Consider the following 26,569-nt stretch of genomic DNA (forward strand, 5'->3'; position numbering starts at 1 on the left):
CAACGTCCGCTCACGCCACCCGCGTACGCCGTGCGCGCTCCAGGTGCACCAGCAGCAACGAGATGGCCGCCGGCGTCATGCCGGGGATGCGCTGCGCCTGGCCGATGGTTTCCGGTTGCACGCGTTCCAGCTTCTGCTGCACTTCGGCCGACAGGCCGCGCACGCTGGCGAAATCGAAGCCCGCCGGGATCGGCGTGGATTCGTTGCGTTGCTGGCGTTCGATCTCATCGCGCTGGCGGTCCAGGTAGCCGGCGTACTTCACGCCGATCTCGACCTGTTCGGCGACCTGCGCATCGTCCACGGCGGGACCGATGGACGGCACCGCCATCAGCTTCGCGTAGTCCAGCTCGGGGCGCTTGATGAGGTCGAGCACGTTGGTCTCGCGGCTAACCTGCACGCCCAGCGTGTCGGCGACCTCGCGCCCCAGGGCATTCGCAGGCGTGGCCCACAGCGCGCGCAGGCGGCCGGTCTCGCGGGCGATAGCCTCGCGCTTGGCTTCGAAGCGCTGCCAGCGCGCGTCATCCACCAGGCCCAGCGCGCGGCCGGTTTCGGTGAGACGCAGATCGGCATTGTCCTCGCGCAGCTGCAGCCGGTACTCGGCGCGGCTGGTGAACATGCGGTACGGCTCCTTGGTGCCGTGCGTGATCAGGTCGTCGACCAGCACACCGAGATAGGCCTCGTCGCGGCGCGGCGACCACGCCTCTTTCTGCTGCGCGAAGCGCGCGGCATTGAGGCCGGCGAGCAGGCCCTGCGCCGCCGCCTCTTCGTAGCCGGTGGTGCCGTTGATCTGGCCGGCGAAGAACAGGCCGGCGACCGCCTTCGTTTCCAGCGACGCCTTGAGCCCGCGAGGATCGAAGAAGTCGTACTCGATGGCGTAGCCGGGGCGCGTGATGTGCGCGTGCTCCATGCCGCGGATGCTGCGCACCAGCGCCAGCTGCACATCGAACGGCAGCGAGGTGGAGATGCCGTTGGGATAGATCTCCGCGACATCGAGGCCTTCGGGCTCGACGAAGATCTGGTGGCTGGCCTTCTCGGCGAAGCGCACCACCTTGTCCTCGATGGACGGGCAGTAGCGCGGGCCGATGCCTTCGATCTGACCGGAGTACATCGGAGAACGGTGCAGCGCGCCGCGGATGATCTCATGCGTCTGTTCGCTGGTGTGGGTGATCCAGCACGACACCTGGCGTGGATGATCGGCGGCGCTGCCCATGAACGACATCGCCGGCCGCGGATCGTCGCCTGGCTGCTCCTCCATCACCGCGTAGTCGAGCGAACGTCCGTCGATGCGCGGCGGCGTCCCCGTCTTGAGACGATCGACCACGAACGCGCCTTCGCGCAGGCGCTGCGCCAGGGCGGTGGCCGGCGGATCACCGGCGCGCCCGCCGGCGTACTGCGTTTCGCCGACATGGATCTTGCCCGCGAGGAAGGTGCCGGCCGTCAGCACGACCGCCGGCGCATGGAAGGTCAGTCCCGTCTGGGTGACCGCGCCGCGGACGGTGCCGCTCTCGATGACAAGGTCATCGACGGCGGCCTGGAACAGCGTCAGGTTCGGCTGCGCTTCCACCGCTCGACGAATCGCGCTGCGGTACAGCGCGCGGTCGGCCTGGCAGCGGGTCGCGCGCACGGCCGGGCCTTTCGAGGCATTGAGCGTGCGCCACTGGATGCCGGCGCGGTCGGCCGCCCACGCCATCACGCCGCCCAGCGCGTCGATCTCCTTGACCAGGTGCCCCTTGCCGATGCCGCCGATGGCCGGGTTGCAGCTCATCGCGCCCACGGTTTCCACATTGTGGGTCAGCAGCAGCGTGCGCGCGCCGGCGCGTGCGGACGCCAACGCGGCCTCGGTGCCGGCATGGCCGCCGCCGATGATGATGACGTCGTAGTGGTGGAAGCTCGGGCTCATGAGGCGGTCGGTGGCGGAGGCCGGTGGACTATCGGATGGGGAGGGCGGCGTCCTGCATGAAGGCAGAGGAAGTTGGCACGCTTCCTGCTGTATTCCCGTGCACCCGTCGTGGCAAGCGACCAGGGGCGCCGGGCTGGTAATTGGAACAGGGGCCAGCCATGCGCACGCCGGGGATGCCGAGGGGCCGGTAGTCGGGGGACTGCCGGCCCCTTTTTTTCTGCGCGCAGGATACCAGAGCAAGAAAAAAGCCCGGCTTGGCCGGGCTTTTTGTTAGGCGCCGACGCCCGGCAGGGCCGGAACAGGGGGGATCCAGATTTCCCCACCGGACGTCGACATTGAACCTTTATTGCCGCTTACGTCAGAAAGCGACGCAACCGGTCAACTCAGTTCGCAGCCTGCGACGACGGCAGGGGGAAAGCAACGGCTCGGACCGCTCCGAGGCCCCGGATCAGGGTTCGCGCTGACGGATGGTGTTGTCCGAGCGACCGGATGGACGCGGCGGCGGGGCCGGACGCTCGATCCGGGCAGGTGCCTGCCGCTCCATCCGCTGCGGGCGTTCGGTCGCACGGGGCGCCGAGGGCGCCGGCATCACCCGCGGCGGACGGTAGCCACCCTCGCCCACGCGCGGCTGGCTGGGCGACGGCAACGCCTGGCCCGCCCGGTTGGGGACCATCGGCTGTGAGCCGCCCTCACGCCAGCGGCCGGTCGGGTCACGCCACGGGGGCGGACGGTTGCCGCCACCCGGCGGCTTGTCGCTGTCGCCGGGACGCGGCGGGCGCGGGTGATGGTGGGGCGGGTAATAGGGATAGTACGGGCCGTAGTACCCGTAATAGGGGTAATAGCCGCGATAGCCGTAGGGGCTGCCGTACCCGTAGCTGCCATAGACGCCGCCCCCGCCGTAATAACCGCCGCCGTAAGGATCGTAGTACTGCGTGCTCGGCCGGCCGTGGTAGTAACCGCCCGGGGCGGTGTCGCCGACGTAGTCGTACGTCGCACAGCCGCCCAGGGACAGGCTGGCGACGGCAAGGGCGTACAAGGATGAGCGCTTCATGTCGGGACCCCCCGGGGATTCTGTAGGCAGCATCGGCCCGATGCATTGAATCCGTGCTTAACCCGTCCGGGCGGTGACCGTTCGCGTCCTGCCCGTGCGGGCCCGCTTCAGCCGGCGGCGAACCGCGACGATGCGTTAACCTTTCGGCATGTCGATGCCCCTGCCCACCTACGACGACGTCCTTGCCGCCGCCGCCCGTATCGCACCCCATGCGCACGCCACGCCCGTCCTGCGCTCACGCGCACTGGATGCGCTGGCCGGCTGCGAGCTGCATTTCAAGGCCGAGCCGCTGCAGCGGACGGGCGCCTTCAAGTTCCGCGGCGCGTGCAACGCTGTATGGGCGCTGGACGAAGCGACGGCGGCCCGCGGCGTGGTCACGCATTCGTCCGGCAACCATGGCGCCGCGCTGGCCCTGGCCGCGCGTACGCGGGGCATCCCGTGCCACGTGGTGGTGCCGGAAGGCGCCAACGCCGCCAAACGGGCCAACATCGCGCGTCAGGGCGCCACCCTGCACACCTGCGCGGCCACCATCGCCGCCCGCGAGGCGACGGCGGCGCGGGTGCAGGCGGACACCGGCGCCCGCCTGATACACCCCTACACCGACCCGCATGTCATTGCTGGCCAGGGTACCGCTGCGCTGGAACTGATCAACGCGGAAGGCCCGCTGGACGTCCTGGTCGCACCAGTGGGCGGTGGCGGCCTGCTGTCGGGCACGGCGCTCGCCGTGGCCGCCACGGCGCCCGGCGGCCGCGTGATGGGCGCCGAACCGGCCGGTGCCGCCGATGCCGCCGAATCCCTGGCCGCCGGTGAACTGCGCGTGGACTTCATCCCCGACACCCTCTGCGACGGTCTGCGCGGCACGCTCGGCGCACCCAACTTCGCCCTGCTGCGCGCGCACCGGGTGGAGGTGGTGACCGTGCCCGATGTCGAAACGCTCGTCGCGATGCGGCTGCTATGGGAATGCCTGAAGCTGCTGGTGGAACCCTCCTCCGCCATCGCCCTGGCCGCCATCCTGCGCCAGCGCGAGCACCTGGCCGGACAGCGGGTCGGCGTGATCCTGTCCGGCGGCAATGTCGACCTGGACGCCCTGCCCTGGAAGGCCGCGGCATGAACGCACGTCGCAGGAAGCCCCGGCGCGGGGTGTTCGGCTGGACCTGGCGGCTGCTGCTGGTGGTCCTGTTCTGGCTCGCCGGCGTGGCCGCCTACATCACCTGGGTCGGCCAGCGCGACGACGCCCGGCCCGCCGACGCCATCATCGTGCTGGGCGCGGCCGCCTACGACGCCAAGCCGTCGCCGGTGTTCGAAGAGCGCATCCGCCACGGCATCGACCTGTACAGGCGCGGGCTGGCGCCGAAACTGATCTTCACCGGCGGCTACGGCGGCGTCGGCGCACGCTTCTCCGAGTCGCAGGTCGCGCGCCGCTACGCGTTGCGCCAGGGCGTTCCGGACAAGGCGATCCTGATCGAATCGCTGTCGCGCAACACCCACGACAACCTGCGCCAGGCATCGCTGCTGATGCAGCAGCACCAGCTGCACGACGTCATCGTGGTCAGCGACCCGCTGCACATGGCGCGCGCGCTGCGCATCAGCAAGGAACTCGGCATCCGCGCGGTCGGCTCGCCCACGCCGACCAGCCGGTTCCGCACCTTCGCCACGCGCTGGCGTTTCCTGCTGCAGGAAGTGTATTTCTTCCACCGCGACCGCCTGCCGCGCTGACGGCGTGGCGTATCATCGCCAGCTCGCCCACCACCCGGATCCGCCATGAAGATCGACGGCACGCGCCGGCAGGACCGCGCCACCGAACTCGTCCTCAGCTACTACGCCGCCTTCAACCGCGGCGACTGGGAAGGCATGCTGGCGATGCTGAGCGAGGACGTGGTGCACGACCTCAACCAGGGCGCGCGCGAAGTGGGGCGCGAGGCGTTCGCGGCCTTCCTGGGGCGCATGAACGCCAGCTACCGCGAACAGCTGCGCGACATCGTGGTCCTGGTCACCCAGGATGGCCTGCGCGCCGCCGCCGAATACGTGGTGCACGGCGAGTACCTGCATACCGACGAAGGCCTGCCACCGGCGGATGGCCAGACCTACGCGCTGCCCGGCGGCGCCTTCTTCGATATCCGCGATGACCGCATCGCGCGCGTCACCAACTACTACAACCTGCAGGACTGGATCCGGCAGGTGCGCCGCGACAATCCCTGAGCCGGCGCGACGCGTAGCGGGCGGCAGCGAGCCCGTGCGATGAACCTACGCGGTGAAGCTACTCGCCGCGTCGCCGGATCGGGATCTTCGACAGCGGCACCGCCGCGATGTCCTCCCCCTGCTCCCGTATCGGCGCGCCCGCCGGCGGCGCCCAGGCATGGGCGTAGATGACGTCCCAGGTGCTGGGCAGCTTGCCGTCCGCGCGACGCAACGGCTCGTAGGCTGCCGCCGCGGCCGCGAAGCGCGCGCGACCGGTCAGCGTATGCCGGCGATGGTGCAAGGCGTTGGTCGCGCCCATCGCGCGCAGTTCGCGCATCAACGCCGGCAGGTCGTCGTAGGTCAGCGTGAAGCGGTCACGGTCGAGCACCGGATCGCGGAAGCCGGCCAGCATCAGCGCATCGCCGAACTGGGCGATGGCAGGGAACGGGCTGACATGTGGCGCATCGTCGGCCTGCGCGAACGCATCGCGCAGTTCCTGCAGCGTTTCCGGTCCGAACGTCGAGCACACCAGCAGGCCGCCGGGCTCCAGTACGCGGCGAAAGCCGGCGAACGCGGCCGGCAGGTCGTCCACCCATTGCAGGCTCAGGTTGCAGAACAGCACGTCGACGCTGGCTTCCGCCACGGGTAGTGCACGCAGGTCGGCGCAGACGCGCTGGAACGGCTTCCACCAGCCGGCCTGCTTCTTCGCCTCGCGCAGCATGGGCAACGCCAGGTCCAGTGCGACGACCTGCGCCTTCGGCCAGCGCTTGCGCATGGCGGCGGCCGCGTGCGCGGGACCGCAGCCCACGTCCAGCACCACCTTCGGATCGGCTGCATCCTGGCCCTGCCGCAGGGCGAAGTAGTCCAGCGACTCCAGCAGGCGCTTCTCGACTTCGTGCTGCAACGCCGCCGCCGCATCGTAGCCGGCGGCCGAGCGCGAGAACGCACGGCGGATGTGGCGCTGGTCGAACGTGCTCATGCCGTGGCTCCCAGCGGCAGCGCCTGCATGAAGCGGTCCACGTCGGTCGCCACGCGGTCGGCGTGCCCCAGGAACGGCGCGTGGCCACCGCCGGCGATCTCGACGAAAGTGGCTTGCGGCGTGACGGCGGCAGACGCCTGCATCGCTTTCGTCGGCACCAGCAGGTCGCGGCGCCCGGCCAGCCACAGCGTGGGTACGGACAGTGCCGGCAGCGTTGCACGCAGGTCGGACTGCTCGAGCAGGTGCAGGCCCTGCTGCAGGGCTTCGGGTGCCGGCTCGCCACGCGCGTACAGGTCGTGCTTCAGCGTGCGCAGTTCGCTGCGCGCGTGCTCGGAACCCATCGTGTCCAGCGCGAGGAACCGCTCCAGTGTGCCGGCGTAGTCGTTGCGCAGGTCGTCGCCGAACTGTGCGAACACGCGGCCTTCCACGCCATGCGGCCAGTCGCCGTCGCGCACGAAGCGCGGCGTCGCCGCGATCATGGCCAGCCCACGCACCTGCGACGACGATGCCGCCGCATGCAGCGCGAACAGCCCGCCCAGCGACCATGCCAGCCAGGCGGCCGGCGGCGTGCGGGCGAGGATGGCGGTGACAGTGGCGTCCAGCGTCAGCGGAACCTCGCTGTCACGGCTGAAGCCGTGCCCGGGCAGGTCGACGAGATGCAGCGTGTAGCGGTCGGAGAGCCGCTGCACCAGCGGGGCGAATACGCCGCCATGCAGCGCCCAGCCATGCAGCAGCACCAGGGAGGGGCCGCTGCCGAGGGTTTCGATATGCATGCGGCGTATTGTCGCCGATCCCGCGTGCCCCGGGATCGCAGAAGGGGGTTCGCCTCAGGCCACGGCGCCATGCACGCGCTGCACCGCTTCCCACGAGCGCGCCAGGGTGTCCACCAGACCGTCCACGTCCTGCGGCGAGTGCAGGGCCGACAGGGTCACCCGCAGCCTCGCCTTGCCGTCCGGCACGGTCGGCGGCCGGATCGCCGGCACCAGGTAGCCTGCACTGTCCAGCGCCGCCGCCAACGCGAGTGCGTTGCCATCGCTGCCGCACAGCACCGGCTGGATCGGCGATTCCGAGGCCATCAGCTGCAGTCCGGCGCGCTGCGCGCCGCTGCGGAAGCGGTCCACCAGCGACTGCAGCTTCTCGCGCCGCCACTGGTCGCGGCGCGCGTGCTTCACCGCCACGCGGGTGGCCGCCGCCAGCGCCGGCGGCAGCGCGGTGGTGTAGATGTAGGGGCGCGCGGTCTCGGCCAGATGCTGGATCAGCGTCTCTTCGCCCACGACGACGGCACCGTAGCCCCCCAGCGCCTTGCCCAGGGTGACCAGCTGCAGCGGCACGTCGGCTACACCCATGCGCGCTTCGGCCACGCTGCCGCGGCCTTCGGGTCCGCGCACGCCGACGCCGTGCGCGTCGTCCACGAAGAACAGCGCCTGCTGCATGCGCGCGACCAGGCTCAGCGCACGCAACGGCGCGGTGTCGCCGTCCATGCTGAAGACGCCGTCGGTCGCCAGCATGGCGGCGCCGTCCGGCTGCAGCTTCAGCTGGCGTAGGGCGCCTTCGGGATCCAGGTGCGGATAGCGGCGCAGCTTCGCGCCTGCCAGCCGCGTGGCGTCGAGCAGGCTGGCATGGTTGAGACGGTCCTGCACGCAGACATCCCCATCCTCCAGCAGCGCCTGCTGCACGGCCAGGTTGGCGAGGAATCCGCTGCCGAACAGCAGCGCACGGGGATAGCCCAGCCAGTCGGCGATGTCCCGCTCCAGCCCGTCGTGCGCCGCATGGTGGCCGCTGACCAGATGCGACGCACCGGCACCGGTGCCCTCGCGTGCGGCGGCGTCCTGCAGTGCGTTGGTGACTTCGAACTGCTGCGCCAGGCCCAGGTAGTCGTTGCTGCTGAACTCCGTGAGCCAGCGGCCCTCGACCTCCACCCGCACGCCATCGCGCCGGTTGACGGTGCGGCGCGTGCGTTGGCGCGCCAGGGCCACGCGCTGCTGGCGCTGGGCGAGGATGCGGTCGTGCAGGTCGGGGCGTGTCATGGGTTCGGGACCGAGTACGGGAGCGCGCATCGGCGGCGGCCGGGACACGCCGACACCGACGCGCCGGGACGCGATGCCCGCGCCGGCGTTATGGCCTTCGTCCTGCCCCCTGTCGTGCCCCCGACTACGCCGCCTGGCCGCAGCACGGCGCAGGATGGGTGATGTCGGCGTGCACCGTACCGCTGCCGGCGCCTTCCATTCTGTGATGGTCGTGCACGTTTTCCACCTGCACCTGCATGGGTCGCAGGCCCAGACGCGCGAACAGGGCCTGGTCGCGCTCGGTGTCCGGGTTGCCGGTGGTCAGCAGCTTTTCGCCGTAGAAGATCGAATTGGCTCCGGCCAGGAAGCACAGCGCCTGCAGTTCGTCGCTCATGGCCTCGCGGCCGGCCGACAGGCGCACCATCGAGGCCGGCATCACGATGCGGGCAACGGCAATCGTGCGGACGAACTCGAACGGATCCAGCTCGGTGGTGCCGTGCAGCGGCGTGCCGGCCACCTGCACCAGGCGGTTGATCGGCACCGAATCCGGATGCGCCGGCAGGTTCGCCAGCGCCTGCAGCAGGCCGGCGCGCTGGTCGCGCGATTCGCCCATGCCGACGATGCCGCCGCAGCAGGTCTTCATGCCCGCATCGCGGACATGCGCCAGCGTGTCCAGACGGTCCTGGTACTGGCGGGTGTGGATGATGTCGCCGTAGAAGTCGGGTGCGGTGTCGAGGTTGTGGTTGTAGTAGTCCAGGCCCGCCTCCTTCAACGCCTGCGCCTGCGCGCCGCTCAGCATGCCCAGCGTGGCGCAGGTTTCCAGGCCCAGCGCCTTCACCCCGCGGATCATCTCGGCGACCTTGGGAATGTCGCGTTCCTTCGGCGAACGCCAGGCCGCGCCCATGCAGAAGCGCGACGCCCCGGCGGCCTTGGCCTGCGCGGCCTTCGCCAGCACCCGCTCGGCGTCCATCAGCTTCTGCGCAGCCACGCCGGTGTCGTAGCGCTGCGCCTGCGGGCAGTAGGCGCAATCCTCCGGACAGCCGCCGGTCTTCACCGACAGCAGGGTGGAGACCTGGACTTCCGCCGGATCGAAATGCGCGCGATGCACGGTCGCGGCCCGATGCAGCAGGTCCGGGAACGGCAGGTCGAACAGCGCCAGCAGCTCCTCCCGTTGCCAGTCGTGGCGCAGCAGGGGGGTATCGCTGGAAATGTGAGCGGACATCGCGGCCTCGGCGGATTACAGTCGCGGAAGTCTGGAAACCGGGCCCCGCCCTGTCAACCGCATGGATGCTCCGAAAGTTGACGGCTGGTGGCGCCGGGCCAGCCGGTCGCTGCTCACGCCACGCTGCCTCATCTGCCGCGAACGCGGTTGCAACGGGCGCGATCTATGCGCCTCGTGCGCTGAACGGCTTCCCTGGAACCTGATCGCATGCCTGCAATGCGGGCTTCCGATGTGCGCACCCGGGGTCTGCGGCGACTGTCTGCGCGATCCGCCCTTGCTGGCGCAGACACGGGCGGTATTCGTATACGGCTTTCCGCTGGACCGGCTGGTGCCGCGCTTCAAGTTCCATCGCGACCTGGCGGCCGGACGCCTGATGGCCGACCTGATGGCCGGCGCACTGATGTCTGCGCCGCGTCCGGATGCCCTGGTGCCGGTGCCGCTGCACACCCGGCGCATCCGACAGCGTGGCTACGACCAGGCGCTGGAACTGGCGCGCCCGCTGGCCGCCGCGCTGGCCCTGCCGTTACGCGCCGACCTGCTGCAGCGCTTCCGCGCCACGGCAGCGCAGTCCGAACTCGATGCCGGCCAGCGCCGGCGCAACCTGGCCCGCGCGTTCGCCGTACCGGAACAGGCCGCCCTGCCGGCGCATGTGGCGCTGGTCGACGACGTGATGACCACCGGCGCCACGCTGGCGGCGGCGGCCCATGCGCTGAGGGCTGCGGGCGTCGAGCGGGTGGACGCCTGGGTGTGCGCGCGGGTGCCGTGAAGCCGTCGTCGCCCTGTGACGGACAGCCGTCCGTTGTGCCCTGGTCAGAAGGGCCAGACCGCCAGACCGGACAGGTCCAGGGCCAGACCGGCGAACACCGCCGCGCCCACCCAGTTGTTGTGCAGGAAGGCGCGGAAGCAGGCCTCGCGCCCACGGTGGCGCGCCAGCACGAACTCCCACGCGATCAGCAGCGCGGCCACGCCCAGCGCCAGCAGGTAGTACGGTCCCAGCCCCGCCTGCCGGCCCACCAGATACAGGGCCACCAGCATCAACGCGTACAGCACGGCCTGGATCACCAGGTCGAGGTCGCCGAACAGGATGGCCGTGGACTTGGATCCGGCACGGATGTCGTCCTCGCGATCCACCATCGCATACCAGGTGTCGTACGCCGTGGCCCACAGGATATTGGCGCCGTACAGCACCCAGGCCACCGGCGGCACCTCGCCCTGCACGGCGGCGAACGCCATCGGGATGCCCCAGCCGAAAGCCAGGCCCAGATAGACCTGCGGCAGATAGGTGTAGCGCTTCAGATACGGATAGCTGGCCGCCAGGAACAGGCCGGCGAAGCTCAGCCACACGGTCAGGCGGTTCAACGTGAGCACCAGCCCGAACGCCACCAGCATCAGCACGGCGAACACGGCCAGGGCTTCGCGTCCGGAGACCGCCCCGGTCGCGAGCGGACGCCCGCGCGTGCGCTCCACCTGCGGATCCAGCCAGCGGTCGGCGTAATCGTTGATCACGCATCCCGCGGAACGGGTCAGCCACACGCCGGCCGTGAACACGAACAGGGTCCACGCCGGCGGCACGCCGTCGGCCGCCAGCCACAGGGCCCACCAGGTGGGCCACAGCAGCAGCAGCACGCCGATGGGGCGATCGCCGCGCACCAGCTTCCAGTACTGGCCCAGCCGCTCGCGCCAGCGCGGCATGGCTTCGGTTTCGAAACGCTCGTATCCCATGCGCGAAAGGGTAACAGGCACGCCGCCCGGACCGGATTTTCCGCATCGCTTGCATCGGAGTGGGCCAACCCCCCGCTTTGCGGCTAGAATGCCGGTCCCGTGCGCCTGTAGCTCAGCCGGATAGAGTAGTGGCTTCCGAAGCCGCTGTTCATAGGCCAAAATCGGGAACCGCAGTGTCACCGGGCCACTACTCAAAAGTGGCTGGCCCGAAGCAAAAAGTCCTTTAAAAACGCGCCTGTAGCTCAGCCGGATAGAGTAGTGGCTTCCGAAGCCATTGGTCGGGGGTTCGAATCCCTCCAGGCGCGCCATCATCCCTGTGACAAATCTGGGACGCCACTGGGACAACTTCTAGTCAGGCTCTTTGGCACGATGAGTAGAAGCCTCCTGCCGACGCACGGCGAGGCCATTCAAGGATGATCAAGATCAATCTGCCCGCAGACCGACACTTTGCTGGCTCACGCGGCGCTTGATGGCCGTGCATCGAATCAAGGGGGGAGCTGATCAACTGCCTACTCCTCAGCGTCGCACGCTTTGCTGGCATACACCGAGAACTACAACCGCCTACGCCCTGAAGGGGGCGTAAGCGTCCGGTGACGACATCTGTTTGACGGTGAGTCGATCTGTTTCGATACGCGCCCGTCATGAGATGAGTGCGCAGATGGACAAGAAGCAAGTGGATTGGGGTCGGCATCTGGCGAGCTGGCGTGAGAGCGGCCTGAGCCAGGCCGCGTACTGCCGGCAGCAGGGGTTGTCGTACCGGCGCTTTTGCTACCGTCACCGCGTGCAGAGGCGAGCCGGTGGCGCAGCAACACCGTCGCCGGCGGCCATCCCCATCGTGGTCAGTCAGGTATCGTCGTCCGACATCCAGATTACGTTGCCCAACGGCTTGCTGTTGCGCGTGACATCAGACGTGGAGATCGCACCGCTGACGATGCTGATCAAGGCGCTGAGCGCATGCTGAGCCCTTCGGGATGGTGGCTGGTCACCACGCCGATGGACCTGCGCTGCGGCATGGATCGTTTGCTGGTGCATGTCCGCGATCAGCTCGGTCACGATCCCTTTGACGGGTCAGCGTGGGTCTTCCGCAACCGCAGCGCCACCCGCATCAAGGTGCTGTGCTGCGATGCACAGGGCGTCTGGCTGGCCGTGCGTCGTTTACACCGCGGGCACTTCATCTGGCCCCGCGCTGGAGAGGATGTCTGGACGCTGGAGCGCGATCAGTTTGCCTGGTTGTGTGCCGGCGTTGACTGGCAACGCTTGAGTGCATCGCCAGCACTTGCCTTGCGCGTATAACCCGGTAGTCTGCGCGCCCATGGACCGCGCGCAACTGCATTCGATCACCGACGTTGACGTGCTTCGTCGTCTGCTCATCGAGCAGACGCGCATGCTCGATGAGCGTGATCAGCAGCTTGCCTCGCGCGAGCAGACCATCGTGCGCAAGGACTCGCTGATCGAGCAGTTCAAGCGCGAGATCGCGCGTTTGAAGCGCTTGCAGTTCAGTCCCACGGCCGAGCGTCTGGACCCGGCCCAGCGTGAGCTGTTCCAGCAGACCATGTCTGCCGACATTGCCGCGGTCGAGGCCCAGCTGGAAGCAGTGCAGGCTGAAGATGAAGAGATGGTGTCGGTACCGCGCCTGCGTACACCGGTGCGCCGGCCCCTGCCCGAGCACCTGGAGCGGATAGAGACCCGGCATGAGCCTGATGCCTGCGCCTGCCCGCAGTGCCAGTCCGAGCTGGTGCACATCGGCGATCAGGTCAGCGAGAAGCTGGCCTGCAAACCGTTGGAGTTCTACGTCCGCCGTGATGTGTATCCGCAGTACGCCTGCCGCGCCTGCGAGCAGGTCATTGCCCAGCCGGTGGCCCCGGCCATCATCGAGCGCGGCCAGGCCGATGCCAGCCTGCTGGCCCAGGTGGTGGTGGCCAAGTACGTGGACCATCTACCGTTGTACCGGCAGCAGGCCATCTATGCCCGCAGCGGCGTGGAGCTGAGCCGCTCGACCTTGGCCGAGTGGATCGGGGCCATCGGCGTGGCGCTTCAGCCGCTGGCCGACCGGCTGACCGCACGCCTGCATGAGCAGCCAGTCCTGCACGCCGATGAGACGCCGGTCGCCATGCTGGAGCCCGGTGCCGGCAAAACCCGCCGCAGCTACCTCTTTGCCTATGCCGGCGTCCGTCATCCCGGCGCCGATCCGCCGATGGTGGTGTTCGACTTCCAGACCAACCGCAGTGGTGCTCACGCCCGTCAGTTCCTCGGATCCTGGCGTGGATCACTCATGGTCGATGACTACGCCGGCTACAAAGCGCTGTTTGCCAGTGGCGTGACCGAACTGGGCTGCTGGGCTCATGCAAGGCGCAAGTTCTTCGAGCTGCAGGCGGCCAGTGGTAGTGCGATTGCCACCGAAGCACTGGTGCGCATCGGTCAGCTGTATCAGATCGAGCAGGCCGCTGCCGCGATGAGGGTGGCCCTGCGCCATGACTACCGTCAGCAGCATGCCGTGCCAGTACTGACCGCACTCAAGGCCTGGCTGGAGCAGACGCGTGCTCAGGTGGCGGGTAACAGCGGCACGGCACGGGCAGTGGATTACACGCTGCGCCGCTGGGAGGCGCTGGCGCGTTACGTGGACGATGGTGCCTACCCGATCGACAACAATCCGATCGAGAACGCGATCCGCCCCGTCACGCTGGGCCGCAAGAACTGGTTGTTTGCGGGCTCCGAACAAGCCGGCCGGCGAGCCGCAGCCATCATGAGCTTGTTGGCCACGGCCAAGACCAACGGGCTAGATCCGCATGCCTGGCTCAGCGATACGCTGGCGCGCTTGCCGCGCACCCTGCATCGGGATATCGACCGCCTGTTGCCACTACCGGCGGCAGCAGACGCCAAAGCCTGATCGTCAGTCCCACCTTGTTGTGTGGGATTTACTTCGGTCCCACACGACGTAGATAGGTGGGAACCATGCATCAGCGGCATGCAGCGGCGACACCATCAAGATGTCAGCACCGGACGCTTACGACGTATTACGCCTGGAAATCGAAGTACGCCGGGCTTGAAGTGTCGCAACTGCGGCACCTCAAGGATGTCGAGACCGAGTTGGCCCGACTCAAGCGGATGTACGCAGACTTGGCGCTGGAACACCATGCGTCGAAGGACGTGCTGTTGCGAAATGGCTGAGCCGCAGCGGCTCGACCTGAGCCTGGCGATGCAAACGAGCTACGGCCTCAGTGCCTGGCGCGCGGATCGGGTGCCGGTCCAAGAGGCTACCCGAGGTAGAGCGACAACGCGCCAAGACTTGGCTTTCCTGGGCCACAGCGCATGCAGAGGAACTGAATCCATTAGGACATCACCTGATAGACGTCACGGACATGAACGTCAATCTCGATGGGTGGTACCACAACGAGTACCAACAGCCTCAGCCAGACTGGTGGACCAAGTCGCTTCGCAAATAGTCTTCATGGGGCAGCAATGCCATCGAAGATCCGTCTGGGCGTGCAGATGGCCGACCGCGAAGAACTCTGGCGCGAGTACGACAAGCGGGTTGCGGCTAGTTTACGGCCCTGAATTCGGGACTTCTGTGTCGGCATCTTGACGCCATTCAAGACAGCTCCGAATGTTAAATCCATCTGTTGAACCGTACTTCGTCACCTCAGCAGGCAAATGAGATGTCAGATATCGATGTACACGGCCAACAATGGTCGGGTCAAAGCTCAGGATGCCCAGCGGTATCGGAAATCCATGCCCCTCGCCAATTGGCGCGTGAACGACAACGGCGGCAACTCTACGCGGAATCAGGAGGACTTCAAGCGAGCTTGGAATCGCCCCCGTATTTGGCCTGCAGTACGTTGTGGAAGCAGCCTTGATTAGCCGCCACTGAGGTTTGCCTTCGTCAATCAAAATGGGGGCGCGCTCCAGCTTCCGGCCCGTCTCGTCTATATCAACGCCTTCCCTTGCGAGCGTTTCGAGAAGCTCCAGGAAGGATCGCGAAGCGCCCCATGCTGACCGCCTCGGAACAACCCACAAGAAGACGTCATCATTCACAAGCGCGCGATCGTTCGTGTAGCCGATGGCCGTTGCTATTCGCTCGATGTTCTCGGGTTGATACAGCGCTCCAACGATGCCAACGGTAGGTCTATTGCTGCGCAACTCACCGGCGCGACCAGCCAATTCCTTGAAATAGCGAAGCGACGCAAAACCAGAGCGATTCAAATACTCCTTCAGATACTCTGGCGCGATTTGCGCCAGAACGTCGAGCGCGTTGGCATCCTCCGGCGTCCTTACGGTTCGCAGATTCTCCAGAAACTCAGCCACGCCATGCACGACTCGGTCTCGGTCGGCGAGTTCGTGTCCTGTTCTCCACTTCTCCAGAAACACCTCGGGTTCGCTAGGCCGCCGGACTGAGGCCATGGCGACGAACGGAACGACCGCAGAAAATCGGTCGCCAGCGACTACATCATCCACCGAGTACAAGGATCTCTTCAGTTGATCCGCCGCCTCCCTGTCCCTGCGACTTGAAATCTCTCCGTAGAATCTTCGAAATGATTCAGGAACATGCTTCGAAGCGTTGGCCACTACGTTTGGATCTCGAACTGCAATTTCTGGAAGCGATCTTTCAAATTCGGATTGGGGCTCCCGTTCGCACGGCGCAAGAGAAAGTAGATCGAATCCAACCCTCTCGGTCTTCTTGACGACCTCATAGATCTGCGGCTTGTCGCCCTCCTTGAAGAGGGCGTTGCCGGCATCTGTCATCCAGATGCGCCCTTCGGAACGAGATATATAGGCTCGATTTTCGGCGTCACGTATAACGTACGCCACCTCGTTAGCGTTGAAGCCAAAGAAACTTGCCGCAACGTCCTCCGGCACGCCATCAGCAGAATGTAACAGCCGCAGCAAGAACTCAGTTGTCAGCGACACATCGCCAACTTCAGCCACTTTGTGATGCACCACGAACTGCCTGGCCGGAAGTTGCACGTCGAAAATACCGACTGGAACCCGAACGTCGATCGGCTCTGGTTCACCTCCCGCTACCGGCTTGGACAACGAAAGCACACGACGAGAGCCGGTCATGCGTCACCTTCCTTTTGCTTGGTGCTGTCAGCAGCCTTCGCTTTTCCCTTCTTCGTCGATTTTGGCGTCGCAAGAAGCTCGGAGGCGTCCAGAAGCATGGCGTCACCGCCTTTGACCTCTTCGTCGAAGCCGGCTGAAACAGCACCAAGCGGGGACCCTTGCCTCCATGCCGCCTTTGCGCCGACGATGGTAAGACGGTCCATCGCCCGGCTCAGGGCGACATTGATTCGATTTTTCTTCGCCATGAAGCCTGGTTGGATTGTGGGCGCCCCGCGATCCTTAATCCCATCTGCGTTGTTTCGAACTAGCGACAGAATCACGATGAGGTTTTCTTTGCCTTGGTAGCTGTCGATGGTGTCAACCTTAATTGCCCGCCGGAATACTTCTGGGAGGCTCTCGGACTGGAGTTTCCGTCTCACTAGCTCAAGCTGCGCCGCATACGCGCAGATCACACCGATTGCCTCCACTCCCTCCGGGAGAGTCCTAATCCAGTTCAAGAACGGCTCGTGTTCCGACCAGCGCTTAAGCAGCCAAACGATCACATCCGCCTCAGCGACATTCTGCAAACTTCCGCGCCTAATATCTCCTCCCCTCTGATAAGCACTAGTGCCGAGCGCATCAGTGCTCACCCAAACGAGCGGAACCGTCAGTTCAGGCGGCAGGACATCCGGGGGAATCTCCGGCTTGGTCCTCTCGTGTTGCAGAGCTCGATCGTAGAACGCATTGGAGACCAATCTGCCAATTGGCGGAAGCATTCGATACTGCTTCTTTAGCGTATGCCCCCCCTGTTTGCCGTAGGCCGACTCGAATGCGCGCTCGAAATCGCTCTTGACCACTTCGCCAACCGCAACTTTCAACTCACGCGTAAGAGCATCCACGACATCTGGAGAATGCTGGGGTTCGAGTTGCGCGTGGTCGCCCACTAGCACGACCCATTTCCCGGCTTGAATAGGAACCGCCAACTCGCTCGGAGTGCAGCGCGCCGCCTCATCCACAATCACGAGATCAAACGCTGTCTTCGTCAGCCCCAAGGAAGAACGGCCAAGGCCTACGCATGTGCCCGAGACTACTTGGCGGGTACCGGCCAGGAAGGTTTCGTAGCTCCTCTGCCAGGTAGAGACGGTTCCAACGATGTCGCGCCCGAGCTCCGCAATATGTCTCAGCCGCTCAACCCTGTGAGCAGTCTCATTTGGAAGCCTTGAGAAGAAGAGCGAGGTGACCATGTCCTCAATCTCGCTCGGCTCAACGTCCGACAGGTCGAAGTCGATGCCGCGATCTAGAAGGCACTGCTGCACAGTTGCCTTTAGTGCGTTGATTCTTGCGACTTCGCCACTTGCTTCTGCCAACTCCGAGACGCGGCCCAGTATTGGCCGGACTGTGTCCTCGAAGAACATCACGGCCTCGCATTCGCCCTGACCCAACCCGAGATATCCCGCAACAGCACCCATCCTCAGTTCGCGGGTCGCTACAAAGTCATCCTTGTAAGCTCGTTCAACGGCCGCGGCGTGGTATGGCCTCAACGACTCTGAAACCTGACCCTCAGCGCCAACCCGAATCATGCTTAGCGAGTCTCGGTCTTTTCCGAACAAGCTCAGTACTGCCTCTGCCGCGTTGTTGACAGCCTCATGCGATTGGCTGGCAACCAGCACGTTTCGCGCTAGCCCGTGAGTTAGCGCGTAGTGCACCAGTGCGCCAATAAAGCGAGTCTTTCCTGTCCCTGGTGGCCCCTGCAACAAGCCCAACGGCCGATGCGCGACGATCCCTTTGAACGCAGCCATCTGCGTTGGGTTGAGCTTATAGCGCTTCACCAGCAGGTCTTCTTCCACCTCAAAGTCGATGTTGCGCGGGAGCTTCCCTGTGGCCGGATAGAAGGCGTCGAGCAATTCAGAAGCAACGGAGTTTCTTGTGAGAATTCGAGTCGTTGCTTCCTCGCGGCGCTGCCAGCTCGTGTTCTCCATGCGACTTTGGAACCGGAGACGGTCACCATCTCGAACGATGGGACCTCGGGAGCCGTCGACGTAGCCGTGAATGGCCAACGCGTCCGCGGTCGTCTTTTGAACGTCAAGGGCTCCGATCCTGCGCCAGATGCCGTTATTATCGAGCCGCTCGACCGCCACCACATCCTTTCGGTCGAAATCCAGGTCGCCGACAGAAAGCTGAATTGGCAGCACGTGAAGACGCGCTTGTGAGCGATACGTGCTGTCACCTATGGCGAGAACTTCCGTCTTAAGCTCGCCCTCGATCTGAATTGAACGCTCCCACAATAGGGGCACATCCAAGCTATTCCCGGCCCCGGTTTCACCGGCCTGCTCTCGTTCTACTAGCTCGTCCTCCTTTGCCTCGATGCTGGCGACTTGAGGTAGCTCCTGCTCGCTCTCGTCCTCAATCTGCGGCAGCGGCGCGGCCAGCGCGGCCGCTACCTCAGGCAGTTGGAGGATCGACGAAATTGCCTCCAATTGGCTCGCCCCTCCCTCAACCACGAGGTTTGCGCAGAATCCGCAAACCTTCTGCTTTGTGAGTCGGGATGCTTGTGCTTGCTCAAGCTTGTTGCGCCACGCTTTCGCGGGCGCTCCGGTAGCATCTAGTTCGACCGAAAGCTCCTCGACTGCGCCAACGATTCTGAGCCGCTTGTCACCCTTAACTATCCAGAACTGCCCTTCATCAGAAAGCATCGGACCGGACTCGGCGCGAGGGATGGAGATTCTGAAACTCGGCAGATCACTGTCAGCGGGCGATTTCGTAGCTAACTCGAGAGCCTCGCGCAGCGGCAACAACGTCCCGTTTGCTGGCGGTCCCATGCGGCATTCTTCGACGCCCCTTTCGATTCGTCTAGCGACTTCCGGATGGATGTCCACCTTCGCCAGCAGCTCCTCTGCGATTTTTGTCACTGCATAGCGGTCGCGTTCGAATCGCCCACCCGAAGCGGGTGAATATGCTCGAGATCGACGAGATCCGTCCTGAGCGGACGAGTAGTCGAGCATGTCAATGAGGACCGGCAGTGGCTTGCCTGCGCTTTCATCGACAACAATGTTGTCCGGTTTAATGTCTCCATGAGCCACCGTCCGCCCATGCAGGTTTTCAACCACATCGATAAGCTCGACGATAAACCCTATCGTTGCAGACGCCTCGCCGAATAAGCCGCACTCCAAGCTTTCCGCAAGCGTCTTGCCAGGAACATACTCCTGAACGAGAACAATCGCGTCGCCGGTCCAATGCACATTTAGCAACCGAGCAGATCCCTTAGGCGGAGCCTCCGACAACTGCTGAGCTTGATCCAAAAACGCCAAGATTCTTGAGCGCTCCTTAACAATGTTCCCGAGCGTTAGCGACTGCCACATCTTTACGAGGCGAAGTTGCTCTTCGGAATCAGCCCTCCAGATTATTGCGCGTTCATCGTCGCTTACGAGCTCAGTCTCGGGATAGGCCTTAAAGATTTCTCTCTGTGTCTTCAATGTTCGGTGGCGCTCGAGACCCTCGATTGTCGACTTCTCGTCGCCGCCAGTTACAAGTGCGGCGTTGAAGGCCGCAAGCATTTCGCTCGCGTCGCTGAATCGATTGGACTGATCCATGTCAAGACACTTCTCGAACCATGAATGTAGGCTCGAGAACTCTCCGTCGGCGTCGATTGCGCTGTTCCATTCCGGCGGCTCGCCGCGGGGAACATGCCCGAACAGCAGGGCGTGGATGACACATCCCAGCAGGAATGCGTCCTTGCGGAGTAGGTCGACGGGGCCACCCAGAATGTCCTCAGGCACGCTGGAAGTAGAAAGAAACTGAAAACGGGACTCGCCGAGCGTTCTGACTTCGGGTAGAGATGCAGCCATCAAATGCGAGAGTTTTACCGTACTTGGCAGCTCCACCCATACGCTGTGAGCGCCCAGATCCAGGTGCGCGACGTTCAAGGCATGAATCGGCACTACTGCCGACAGAATCTGACGCGCCAGGGCGATGCGTTCTCCCGCAGTGGTGCCAGTGAGCTCCGACTGGACGAATTCGCTCAAGCGCTTCATCCGTCGCCTGCGCTCGAAAACCTCCCAGTAGGAGACGCCGCGCTCCGCATCCTCCGACTTTGGTTTGAAAATCGACTCACCACATTTCGGGTTTCGATCATCCAACCAAGCGATAACCTTCCTTTCCCGGCCTGCTATTTCCGCACGCCCGGCTTCAGTCTGAAACCTAGTGTCGGCCTTTGCGAAGTCCCAGCGGCGCAAGAGACCGAAAGAATTGTCAATTCCGGATTCCTCCACATCGAACTCAGCATAGATCTCGCCGCGATGCTGGAACGTGGGGGCCTCGCCACGTGCGACGAAGCCGCCGTAATTGCGCTTGCCAACTTGGAATATCCCACCACCGACGTTGAAAAAGCGGCGGATGCGCTGCATCCAGGCATCGTTCGTGAAGTCTTCGAAATAGACTGGGCCAAAGGCCTTGATTCTTTCATCCTTGTTTCGGACAACCTTGATGAAATCATCGATGTGGAAGACGAATGCTGACTCACTATCGGCGATCTGAGACCGATCCTTGGTGTTGGTCAGGACTACTGCCGATTGGATCATCGGCGTTGGCAAGGAATCAGCCAGCCCCTCTTTCCTAGCCCGCTCCGATAGTGACTTCTTTAGTATGGGGTGAAGCTCGCGCGCGATTTCTGCGATTTTCCCTACGGGGGATCGACCGTTATTGCGGTTCCCGTTGAACCAGTTGCCATCGCGACTACTGATTGGTCCCTTCCAGTCCTTCAAGTCGACCAGCAGGAGGCGGTCTTCTATTACGAGAACCACGTCGATTTCTCGAGTGCCTTTGCCCGGCAAAGACAAATCGAGGTTCGTGAAGGCCTGCCAGCTATCTGGCAGCGCTTTCAGCTTGTCTAACCCAGGAACCTCGCGAACATGAATTCCACGTCCGTTGTTGAATATTTTCATTCGGCGCCCCCTACCGACGACATTAAATCCATTCCGCCCTGCGATAGAACGGCGCGCCCTTGATGAACTCACCGGACACGTCGTGTGTCTTGTACAGGCACTCGTGCAGGCCAAGGACTTTGATCCGCTCCGCCGCCTGCGTCAGTGCGGAGACGTCATTCAGGCCGAGGGCGCCAAGCTCCTGGGGGCGCAGATTCGGGACCTTGTGCAGGAACCAGGTCAGCAATGGCTCCCTGTAGTCGGTAGCGCCTGCTTTGAAGTGGCTCAGGTATTGGGAAGCAAGGATCACGCCCACACCGAACTCGCGTCCCTGTAGCAGGATCTTACGGAGCACGTCGAACTCGTACTTCATGATGTTATCCGCCTCATCCACTAGCAACATGGAGTCGACGACACGCATGTCTCCATTGGCCCCGAGGAACGGCCGCTTGGGAATCCTCAACATGTGTTCGTAGAACACGTTGAGCATGATCGCGACGAGCATGTTCTTCGTCATGTCGTCCTGGCCCAGCTCGTTCAGCGATATGACGACAACTCCCTTTAGGAAGTCCGCCGAGCTGGCGATGGCTGAGCGATCCGTGGAGAACAACTCCATGTCCACCAGATCGCCCAGGATGCTTGAAAGCGAGTCGGCCCCGCCCTTGAGGGCAGCACTGTAGTTCCGTTGGACATCATAGATCGTCGGGTAGCCAGGCTCGGCGGCTGCGTACGCGTCCTTGATGGCGTTCTTCAAACGCTCCCGCTGAACCGGGCCAACGCCTGAATAGATCTTATCGATCACATCGGCAAAGAACTTGTAGCGGTCGATCTTCGGATTGATCGACTGCGACGACCCGGTCAGGTCAAACAGGTTCAGCGGTAGGTGCTGGGGCTTGATCACGCGCGCCCCCACTGCCTGGACAAAGTCCTCGGAGCTGTAGTCCTTCTTGTAGTCGAAGATCAGGATGTTTGGCCTGACCCCTCGGTTTCCCGCCTCCCCCGTGGCGATCTGGTAGACCAGCGATTTCAACAGCTGGGTCTTGCCTGTCCCGAGGTCGCCAACGACCCCCATGTTGAGCTGGTTTAGCGATGTATGGCCGAGGTTGAGGTGGCGGAGGTGGGTCTGGAACCCGTCAAGCGTCTCGCCAACCCGCAGCAGCAAGCCAGTTTGCATTGGGCCGTCATCGGCCCTCCCTGCGGCCGACGGTGTCATGACACCATCACCTGGTGGCGCCTGCACGCTAGCTCCAACAGTCGCGGCGGCCTCGGTGTTGGGCGCATCGGAAGGAGCTTCTTGTTGCTCATCCGCAAGCAGCTTTGGATCGTCCTCTCGATTGCATGCATCTGCACTGGTACCCGCGCTTGCTACGGCGGAACTGGTTGCTCGTGGCAGCAATCCCCACGTGCCGAGCTTTTGTTTCATTGATTCGTAAAGCGGGTCGGCTTCGCTTCGTACAATAAAGCTCGCATCAGCTTTCGTAAGCTCGATGGTTTCGAGGAACCCATCGCCATCAGTGTCGCGGGGTGCGCTGGCGGCGGAGCCGTCGATGACGATCAAGCGACCGCTTTCATCGACCTCGACATCCATTTCCGACGACAGGATTGCCTCCATCACCCTTGAATGCAGGGCCGACCACTCAGCGGCGCGCCCCCCTTGCGCGAGATGCTGGCTGTATACGCGGAACCCATAGCCCACCATGGATGCGAGCAGGTTCTGGTATGCCAATCGCCAGAGCAACATTTCGCAGTCTTCCGTGAAGGTCTTCCGCAATGCATGGAGCAGGGAGGACAGGGATTTTGCTTGCCCGAGCGCTTCCATGCGTGCCGTTGCCGGCATTGGCCCGCCAGTGCGGTTCTTGACTTCGAGCGGCGTCAGTTTGCAGCGAACCGACGAGTCACTGACGTTGAGCGCAACGACGATGAGGTCTGGCCGGTGCATGGTCGGCTTCTTGATCGCCTTGGCCAAGTCGTCGAGATATCCCTGGAAAGGATCCACCGGGATGACGAGCGCAATCTGCTGCTCCCCACTCGACTCAACCCAGGGCTCCAACAAGCCACCAGCCTCGGCGCCAGCCCTGAAGCTGTCCTGCAACAATCGCGTCGCCACTAGCAAGCCGAGGTCGCCAGTCGCACCCGAGTCGCCTGCCGAAAGTCCCCGCACCGTCGGAATGCCGCGCCGCGCGACCTCTTGGACGATCGCTGACAACTGATCTTGCGAAAGGGATTCGCATCCAGGCAGCCGCTGTAGGACGATCTTCAACGTCTCGAGGTCGAGCTCCTTGATTTGCGAAAGCAGGTAGTAGCCATTGCTGTCGCCGGACCTGCCGGAGTACGAAGGCAATTCGTAGTCCCAGAGATAGGTTCCTTCGAGCCAGTTGCCGAGGAAGCACGCCGGGTCGACAGCCGACGAGGATACCGCTGCGAACTCCGCCTTCTCCAAAGACCTCTTCACGGCATGGACGCTGGGAGCGAATACATAGCCCATCCGGGATGAAGCCATATTTTCTAGCGCGGCAATGGCCTTTGCGGTGTTGTCCGCGATACCGTCGCCGGACACCCGGACAGGCGCGGCGACGCGGGACTCACAGAGGAACTGGCCACTCCCGGCCTTCTGTTGCTCGCGGATTCTCATCCGAACCAGTCCACCGATGCCCAGAGGTGACGCAAGTTTGGTGGGCTCGGCTTTGGCGTTGGATGTCTCCAACTGCGCGATGATGGCTAAGTCTGGGGAGTCCGTGGCTTCGATCCCCGCATACCACTGGATGGCATTTGAGGTATCTTCGGCGAGGTTGGAGATTTCCGCATCGTCGGGACGCGCCTCTTCTCGCCGCTCGTCAAAGATGTGGACCTCGTTGGCACCCACGGCCGAAATCAGCCGCCCGGAATCGGCGTCCATGGAGAAGTGCTTCCGCCCCCAGGACAGGATACCCTCGTTGCAAGCATTGTTTTGGCCAGCTGCGCTGGACACCATGACACCGATGACGGGCTTGGCAACGAGCATTTCGCAGACGTCATCCATAGCGCGATGCACCTGTGAGACGCTGAACCCACTCGAGATTCCACCGACCAGCAAGCCCATCTCTCGATCAAGTGGCGCGGATGCCGCAAGCGTGGCCAGTTTGTCCAACCGGTTGGTGTTCCAGAGGATTCCCCAGTAGTCCGAACTGCACTCCACCGAGAAGTAGACGACCTCGTTGGCACCTCCGGTCGCGTTGCGAAGCGGCAAGGCGATGGCATCCGGAACACAGTCCGGGTCCATGATGCTCGCCGCGGGACAGGGTTGTTTTCTGGCCGCCAGGTACATGGCCCGTTGCGCAAGGCACTGCCATGCCAACCTTACGGGGTGCAGGGGCGATACGATGACGGCGTCTGGCTCCTGTTGAAGCGTGGCGCCGTCGTTTTCCAATCCCAGCACTAGGCCAATGTCGCACCAACAAGCAGCCGCCGGGTCCGCTGCCAGCCAATCCAGATAGGACCGTACGTACGTGTCCACCGCCGACGCGAACTCTTGGTCAGTGACCAGCCATTCGCCGAGATTGGCGGACTCAATTAGGTCGCCGCCTTCATCTCCCCTGACCTTCGCGGCGATCGCCTTCCTCGCCTCGATGAAGACCTCAGGCGCCTTCATCTCGTCGAAATCCGGCCTCGGATCGTTCAGGAACCTGGCTGATGAGAAGATCGTATCTTCGGCTGAAGACCATTCCCGCCTGCGCCAGTCGGATGCATAGTCCTGCGCGAGGACGAACGGATAGTACGAACGCGCTACACGCCCAACCTCGAGCATCCAGCCCTGCAGTTGTGAGCTTCTGGCTTGGCTGTTTGCGTGTACGGTACGGGGCAAGCGACCGCCGTCCCTTCTGGAGTTCCTTGCTAGATGGAATTCAAAGTAGCTGGGGCACTCTTCGGCGGACGCTTCGTCCGCCACGAGGTTGATTCGAAACGCTTCCGGCCTGTCTGCTTCCGGGCGTTTGATGTCGAACTGGTAGAAGCACTCGCCGTTCGCCTCGATGTCGATTCCGAACTCGTCATCCCCGACTCGTCCGAGCTTTGCTGTAACAGTGGGGTCCAGATCCCCGTTCTCGCCACTGCCTTGCGCCTCGTCGGAAATGACCTTCACGCCTGGCCTAATGTAAACATCGAGGTAGTGGCGCCCTGCCCCCGAGAGCTCTAGCGTCGTCTCGATTGGACCTCGCCTTGGGAGCTTCGGTACTTTTCCTTTCGTGGCGGTGCGGGAGCAAACGATCACCCCAGGCTCCCACGAACCCAGCGATATCAACCTGACGGCCGCCTTCTTGGCGTCCAACCCCAGCACCTCGGCTACGTAGCGGATAGGGGTCTTGTGGCTTGGAATCGAATCGTCCTCGAACTCCAGAATCGAACTTCCGGACAGTCTCCACTCACGCCGGTTGGCCGCCCCTCCCGGCGCTTCTCGGGTGACTTTGACCTCGCTCGACTCGAAACCTTCAGGCAGAACGACGCGAATCGACGCCGACTGCTTCACGACAGGTACAAAGCCTTTCAGATGGAACGCGAGGGGGTTTGCGCATGAGATATCCACCTCGGCCGCAGGGGGGTCGACTGCATCATCCTCGAGCAGGGCCTCCCACCGCTGCAACGTAAGTGCATGCCACCAAGCAGGTGCTGGCAAGACCTCGTCTGGAGCGTAGAAATATGGCATCGATCGCTTCAGCGCAGTGACCACCTCGCACTTGAGGCGTATGTGCGCCAAGAACGCGTCCAAATGCCTACTCTCGACATCGTCTTGCGCCCTTGCTTTCATCTGTTCGACGCCCGCGCCCAAGTTGGCGCTTTCGAACTTCTCAACCAAGGAGGAGAGGACGGACTCCTTGTGCGCAGCGTCGAGCCTCCCATCCACAGACGGTGGAAATCCTGTAGCCAGGCTCACCCGTGCATCCAGGCTTGTGCCGGTGTCCCTTAGCTCCCATAGGTTTCTCAGGATTCGCCACGCACCTGGCCTGCTCACCGAATGCTGGTCCGCGGCATCCGCCGCGATCACCGCCTCGTGGACAAGTCTTTTCGCTTGCTCCAGTTGAGTGTCGTCGCCATCCCCTAGTGCTTGCTCAACCATGTGCTGGATGAAGGGGTCCTTCCACCAGACGGAAATCTGGGCGCCACCTTCGTTGGCGACTGAGGCTACGCCGAACGACTTTCGCGTTGACTCATGGGTGTCGCTCGCCTGAGCCCCAGGGGGGACGAGTGTCAAGAACGTGCCGCAGTTGGGGTCGTTGCGAATGCTCGCCAGGCCATGGAACAAGCTGGTGCCAGATCGATCCACGCGGGCCTCAGGTGTGCCCGGAAGGATCTCGTCGACCTGCAGCACCACCGGGTAAGTGAGCTCAGCACCGTCGGACGTGGTTGCGGAAAGGAGACGCCCGTCGCCCGCCAACACCTCAAATACTTCCCCGAGAATGTCCTGTGGTGGTCCGCAAAAGACGGCCCGGCACTCTCGGCTCCCGCCTGTAAGTGAAAGGATCTCTCGGGACATTTCTCCCCCGATCCACGACGCCAAAGCATGTGCGAGCTTGCTCAAGTCA

The 26,569-nt window shown here is 63.9% G+C and carries 18 protein-coding genes and 1 tRNA gene; 9 read left to right on the plus strand and 10 right to left on the minus strand.

Translation table 11 applies throughout. The annotated features are described in order from the left end of the window. Positions 1-10 precede the first annotated feature (10 nt). On the minus strand, positions 11-1,900 hold the full coding sequence (gene mnmG / locus IAE60_RS02830; protein ID WP_187573780.1) for a tRNA uridine-5-carboxymethylaminomethyl(34) synthesis enzyme MnmG: 1,890 nt from the start codon (positions 1,898-1,900) through the stop codon (positions 11-13). Between the two features lie 448 nt (positions 1,901-2,348). Next, positions 2,349-2,951, minus strand: a complete 603-nt coding sequence (locus IAE60_RS02835) for a hypothetical protein (protein ID WP_185894547.1) — start codon at positions 2,949-2,951, stop codon at positions 2,349-2,351. Positions 2,952-3,099: 148 nt separating this feature from the next. Between IAE60_RS02835 and IAE60_RS02840 the strand changes: the two genes are divergently transcribed. The 3 genes from IAE60_RS02840 to IAE60_RS02850 are packed head-to-tail and all read left to right on the plus strand — an operon-like array spanning position 3,100 to position 5,150. Continuing rightward, a complete protein-coding gene (locus IAE60_RS02840) occupies positions 3,100-4,062 on the plus strand; it encodes a pyridoxal-phosphate dependent enzyme (RefSeq protein ID WP_187573781.1) in 963 nt (320 codons plus the stop codon). Next, positions 4,059-4,667 carry a YdcF family protein gene (locus IAE60_RS02845; RefSeq protein ID WP_185894549.1) on the plus strand — a complete coding sequence of 203 codons (609 nt, stop codon included), beginning with the start codon at positions 4,059-4,061 and terminating at the stop codon, positions 4,665-4,667. Before IAE60_RS02840 ends, IAE60_RS02845 begins: the two co-directional genes overlap by 4 nt. A gap of 45 nt (positions 4,668-4,712) precedes the next feature. Then, a complete protein-coding gene (locus tag IAE60_RS02850) occupies positions 4,713-5,150 on the plus strand; it encodes a ketosteroid isomerase-related protein (RefSeq protein ID WP_162109407.1) in 438 nt (145 codons plus the stop codon). Positions 5,151-5,208: 58 nt separating this feature from the next. On the opposite strand, the gene bioC is transcribed toward IAE60_RS02850, so the two are convergent. The 4 genes from bioC to bioB form a co-directional block, all read right to left on the minus strand. Next, a complete protein-coding gene (gene bioC / locus IAE60_RS02855; protein WP_187573782.1) occupies positions 5,209-6,108 on the minus strand; it encodes a malonyl-ACP O-methyltransferase BioC in 900 nt (299 codons plus the stop codon). Then, the gene (bioH, locus tag IAE60_RS02860; protein ID WP_187573783.1) at positions 6,105-6,881 is read right to left on the minus strand and encodes a pimeloyl-ACP methyl ester esterase BioH; all 777 of its coding nucleotides are present in this window, start codon (positions 6,879-6,881) and stop codon (positions 6,105-6,107) included. Before bioH ends, bioC begins: the two co-directional genes overlap by 4 nt. 54 nt (positions 6,882-6,935) lie before the next feature. Further along, entirely contained in the window at positions 6,936-8,135 is a 1,200-nt protein-coding gene (gene bioF, locus IAE60_RS02865; RefSeq protein WP_187573784.1) for an 8-amino-7-oxononanoate synthase, read from the minus strand. 124 nt (positions 8,136-8,259) lie between these two features. Beyond that, positions 8,260-9,336, minus strand: coding sequence for a biotin synthase BioB (gene bioB / locus IAE60_RS02870; RefSeq protein WP_187573785.1), 1,077 nt, complete (start codon positions 9,334-9,336; stop codon positions 8,260-8,262). A gap of 61 nt (positions 9,337-9,397) precedes the next feature. Between bioB and IAE60_RS02875 the strand changes: the two genes are divergently transcribed. Continuing rightward, entirely contained in the window at positions 9,398-10,102 is a 705-nt protein-coding gene (locus tag IAE60_RS02875) for a ComF family protein (protein WP_187573786.1), read from the plus strand. Positions 10,103-10,146: 44 nt separating this feature from the next. Here IAE60_RS02875 and ubiA read toward each other — a convergent pair whose 3' ends face one another. After that, on the minus strand, positions 10,147-11,058 hold the full coding sequence (gene ubiA / locus IAE60_RS02880; protein WP_187573787.1) for a 4-hydroxybenzoate octaprenyltransferase: 912 nt from the start codon (positions 11,056-11,058) through the stop codon (positions 10,147-10,149). 231 nt (positions 11,059-11,289) lie between these two features. Here ubiA and IAE60_RS02885 point away from each other — a divergent pair. The 5 genes from IAE60_RS02885 (at position 11,290) to IAE60_RS02905 (ending at position 14,226) form a co-directional block, all read left to right on the plus strand. Beyond that, positions 11,290-11,366, plus strand: a tRNA-Arg gene (locus IAE60_RS02885). Positions 11,367-11,716: 350 nt separating this feature from the next. Next, positions 11,717-12,019, plus strand: a complete 303-nt coding sequence (gene tnpA / locus IAE60_RS02890) for an IS66 family insertion sequence element accessory protein TnpA (protein ID WP_187573788.1) — start codon at positions 11,717-11,719, stop codon at positions 12,017-12,019. Continuing rightward, entirely contained in the window at positions 12,013-12,351 is a 339-nt protein-coding gene (gene tnpB / locus IAE60_RS02895; RefSeq protein ID WP_187573789.1) for an IS66 family insertion sequence element accessory protein TnpB, read from the plus strand. The genes tnpA and tnpB overlap by 7 nt, the downstream gene beginning before the upstream one ends. 19 nt (positions 12,352-12,370) lie before the next feature. After that, a complete protein-coding gene (gene tnpC, locus IAE60_RS02900; RefSeq protein ID WP_187573790.1) occupies positions 12,371-13,945 on the plus strand; it encodes an IS66 family transposase in 1,575 nt (524 codons plus the stop codon). Positions 13,946-14,010: 65 nt separating this feature from the next. Continuing rightward, entirely contained in the window at positions 14,011-14,226 is a 216-nt protein-coding gene (locus IAE60_RS02905) for a transposase (protein ID WP_187573791.1), read from the plus strand. A 375-nt stretch (positions 14,227-14,601) separates the two neighbouring features. Here IAE60_RS02905 and IAE60_RS02910 read toward each other — a convergent pair whose 3' ends face one another. Genes IAE60_RS02910 through IAE60_RS02920 form a run of 3 tightly spaced genes read right to left on the minus strand, consistent with a single transcriptional unit; the run spans position 14,602 to position 26,565 of the window. Next, positions 14,602-16,116: a hypothetical protein gene (locus IAE60_RS02910; RefSeq protein WP_187573792.1), complete on the minus strand. Its 1,515-nt coding sequence runs from the start codon at positions 16,114-16,116 to the stop codon at positions 14,602-14,604. Beyond that, positions 16,113-21,035, minus strand: a complete 4,923-nt coding sequence (locus IAE60_RS02915; protein ID WP_187573793.1) for an AAA domain-containing protein — start codon at positions 21,033-21,035, stop codon at positions 16,113-16,115. The genes IAE60_RS02910 and IAE60_RS02915 overlap by 4 nt, the downstream gene beginning before the upstream one ends. Before the next feature lie 22 nt (positions 21,036-21,057). After that, positions 21,058-26,565 carry an ATP-binding protein gene (locus IAE60_RS02920; RefSeq protein ID WP_187573794.1) on the minus strand — a complete coding sequence of 1,836 codons (5,508 nt, stop codon included), beginning with the start codon at positions 26,563-26,565 and terminating at the stop codon, positions 21,058-21,060. Positions 26,566-26,569 lie beyond the last annotated feature (4 nt).

Origin of the sequence: Pseudoxanthomonas mexicana (genome assembly GCF_014397415.1) — a bacterium.
Taxonomy (GTDB): domain Bacteria; phylum Pseudomonadota; class Gammaproteobacteria; order Xanthomonadales; family Xanthomonadaceae; genus Pseudoxanthomonas_A; species Pseudoxanthomonas_A mexicana.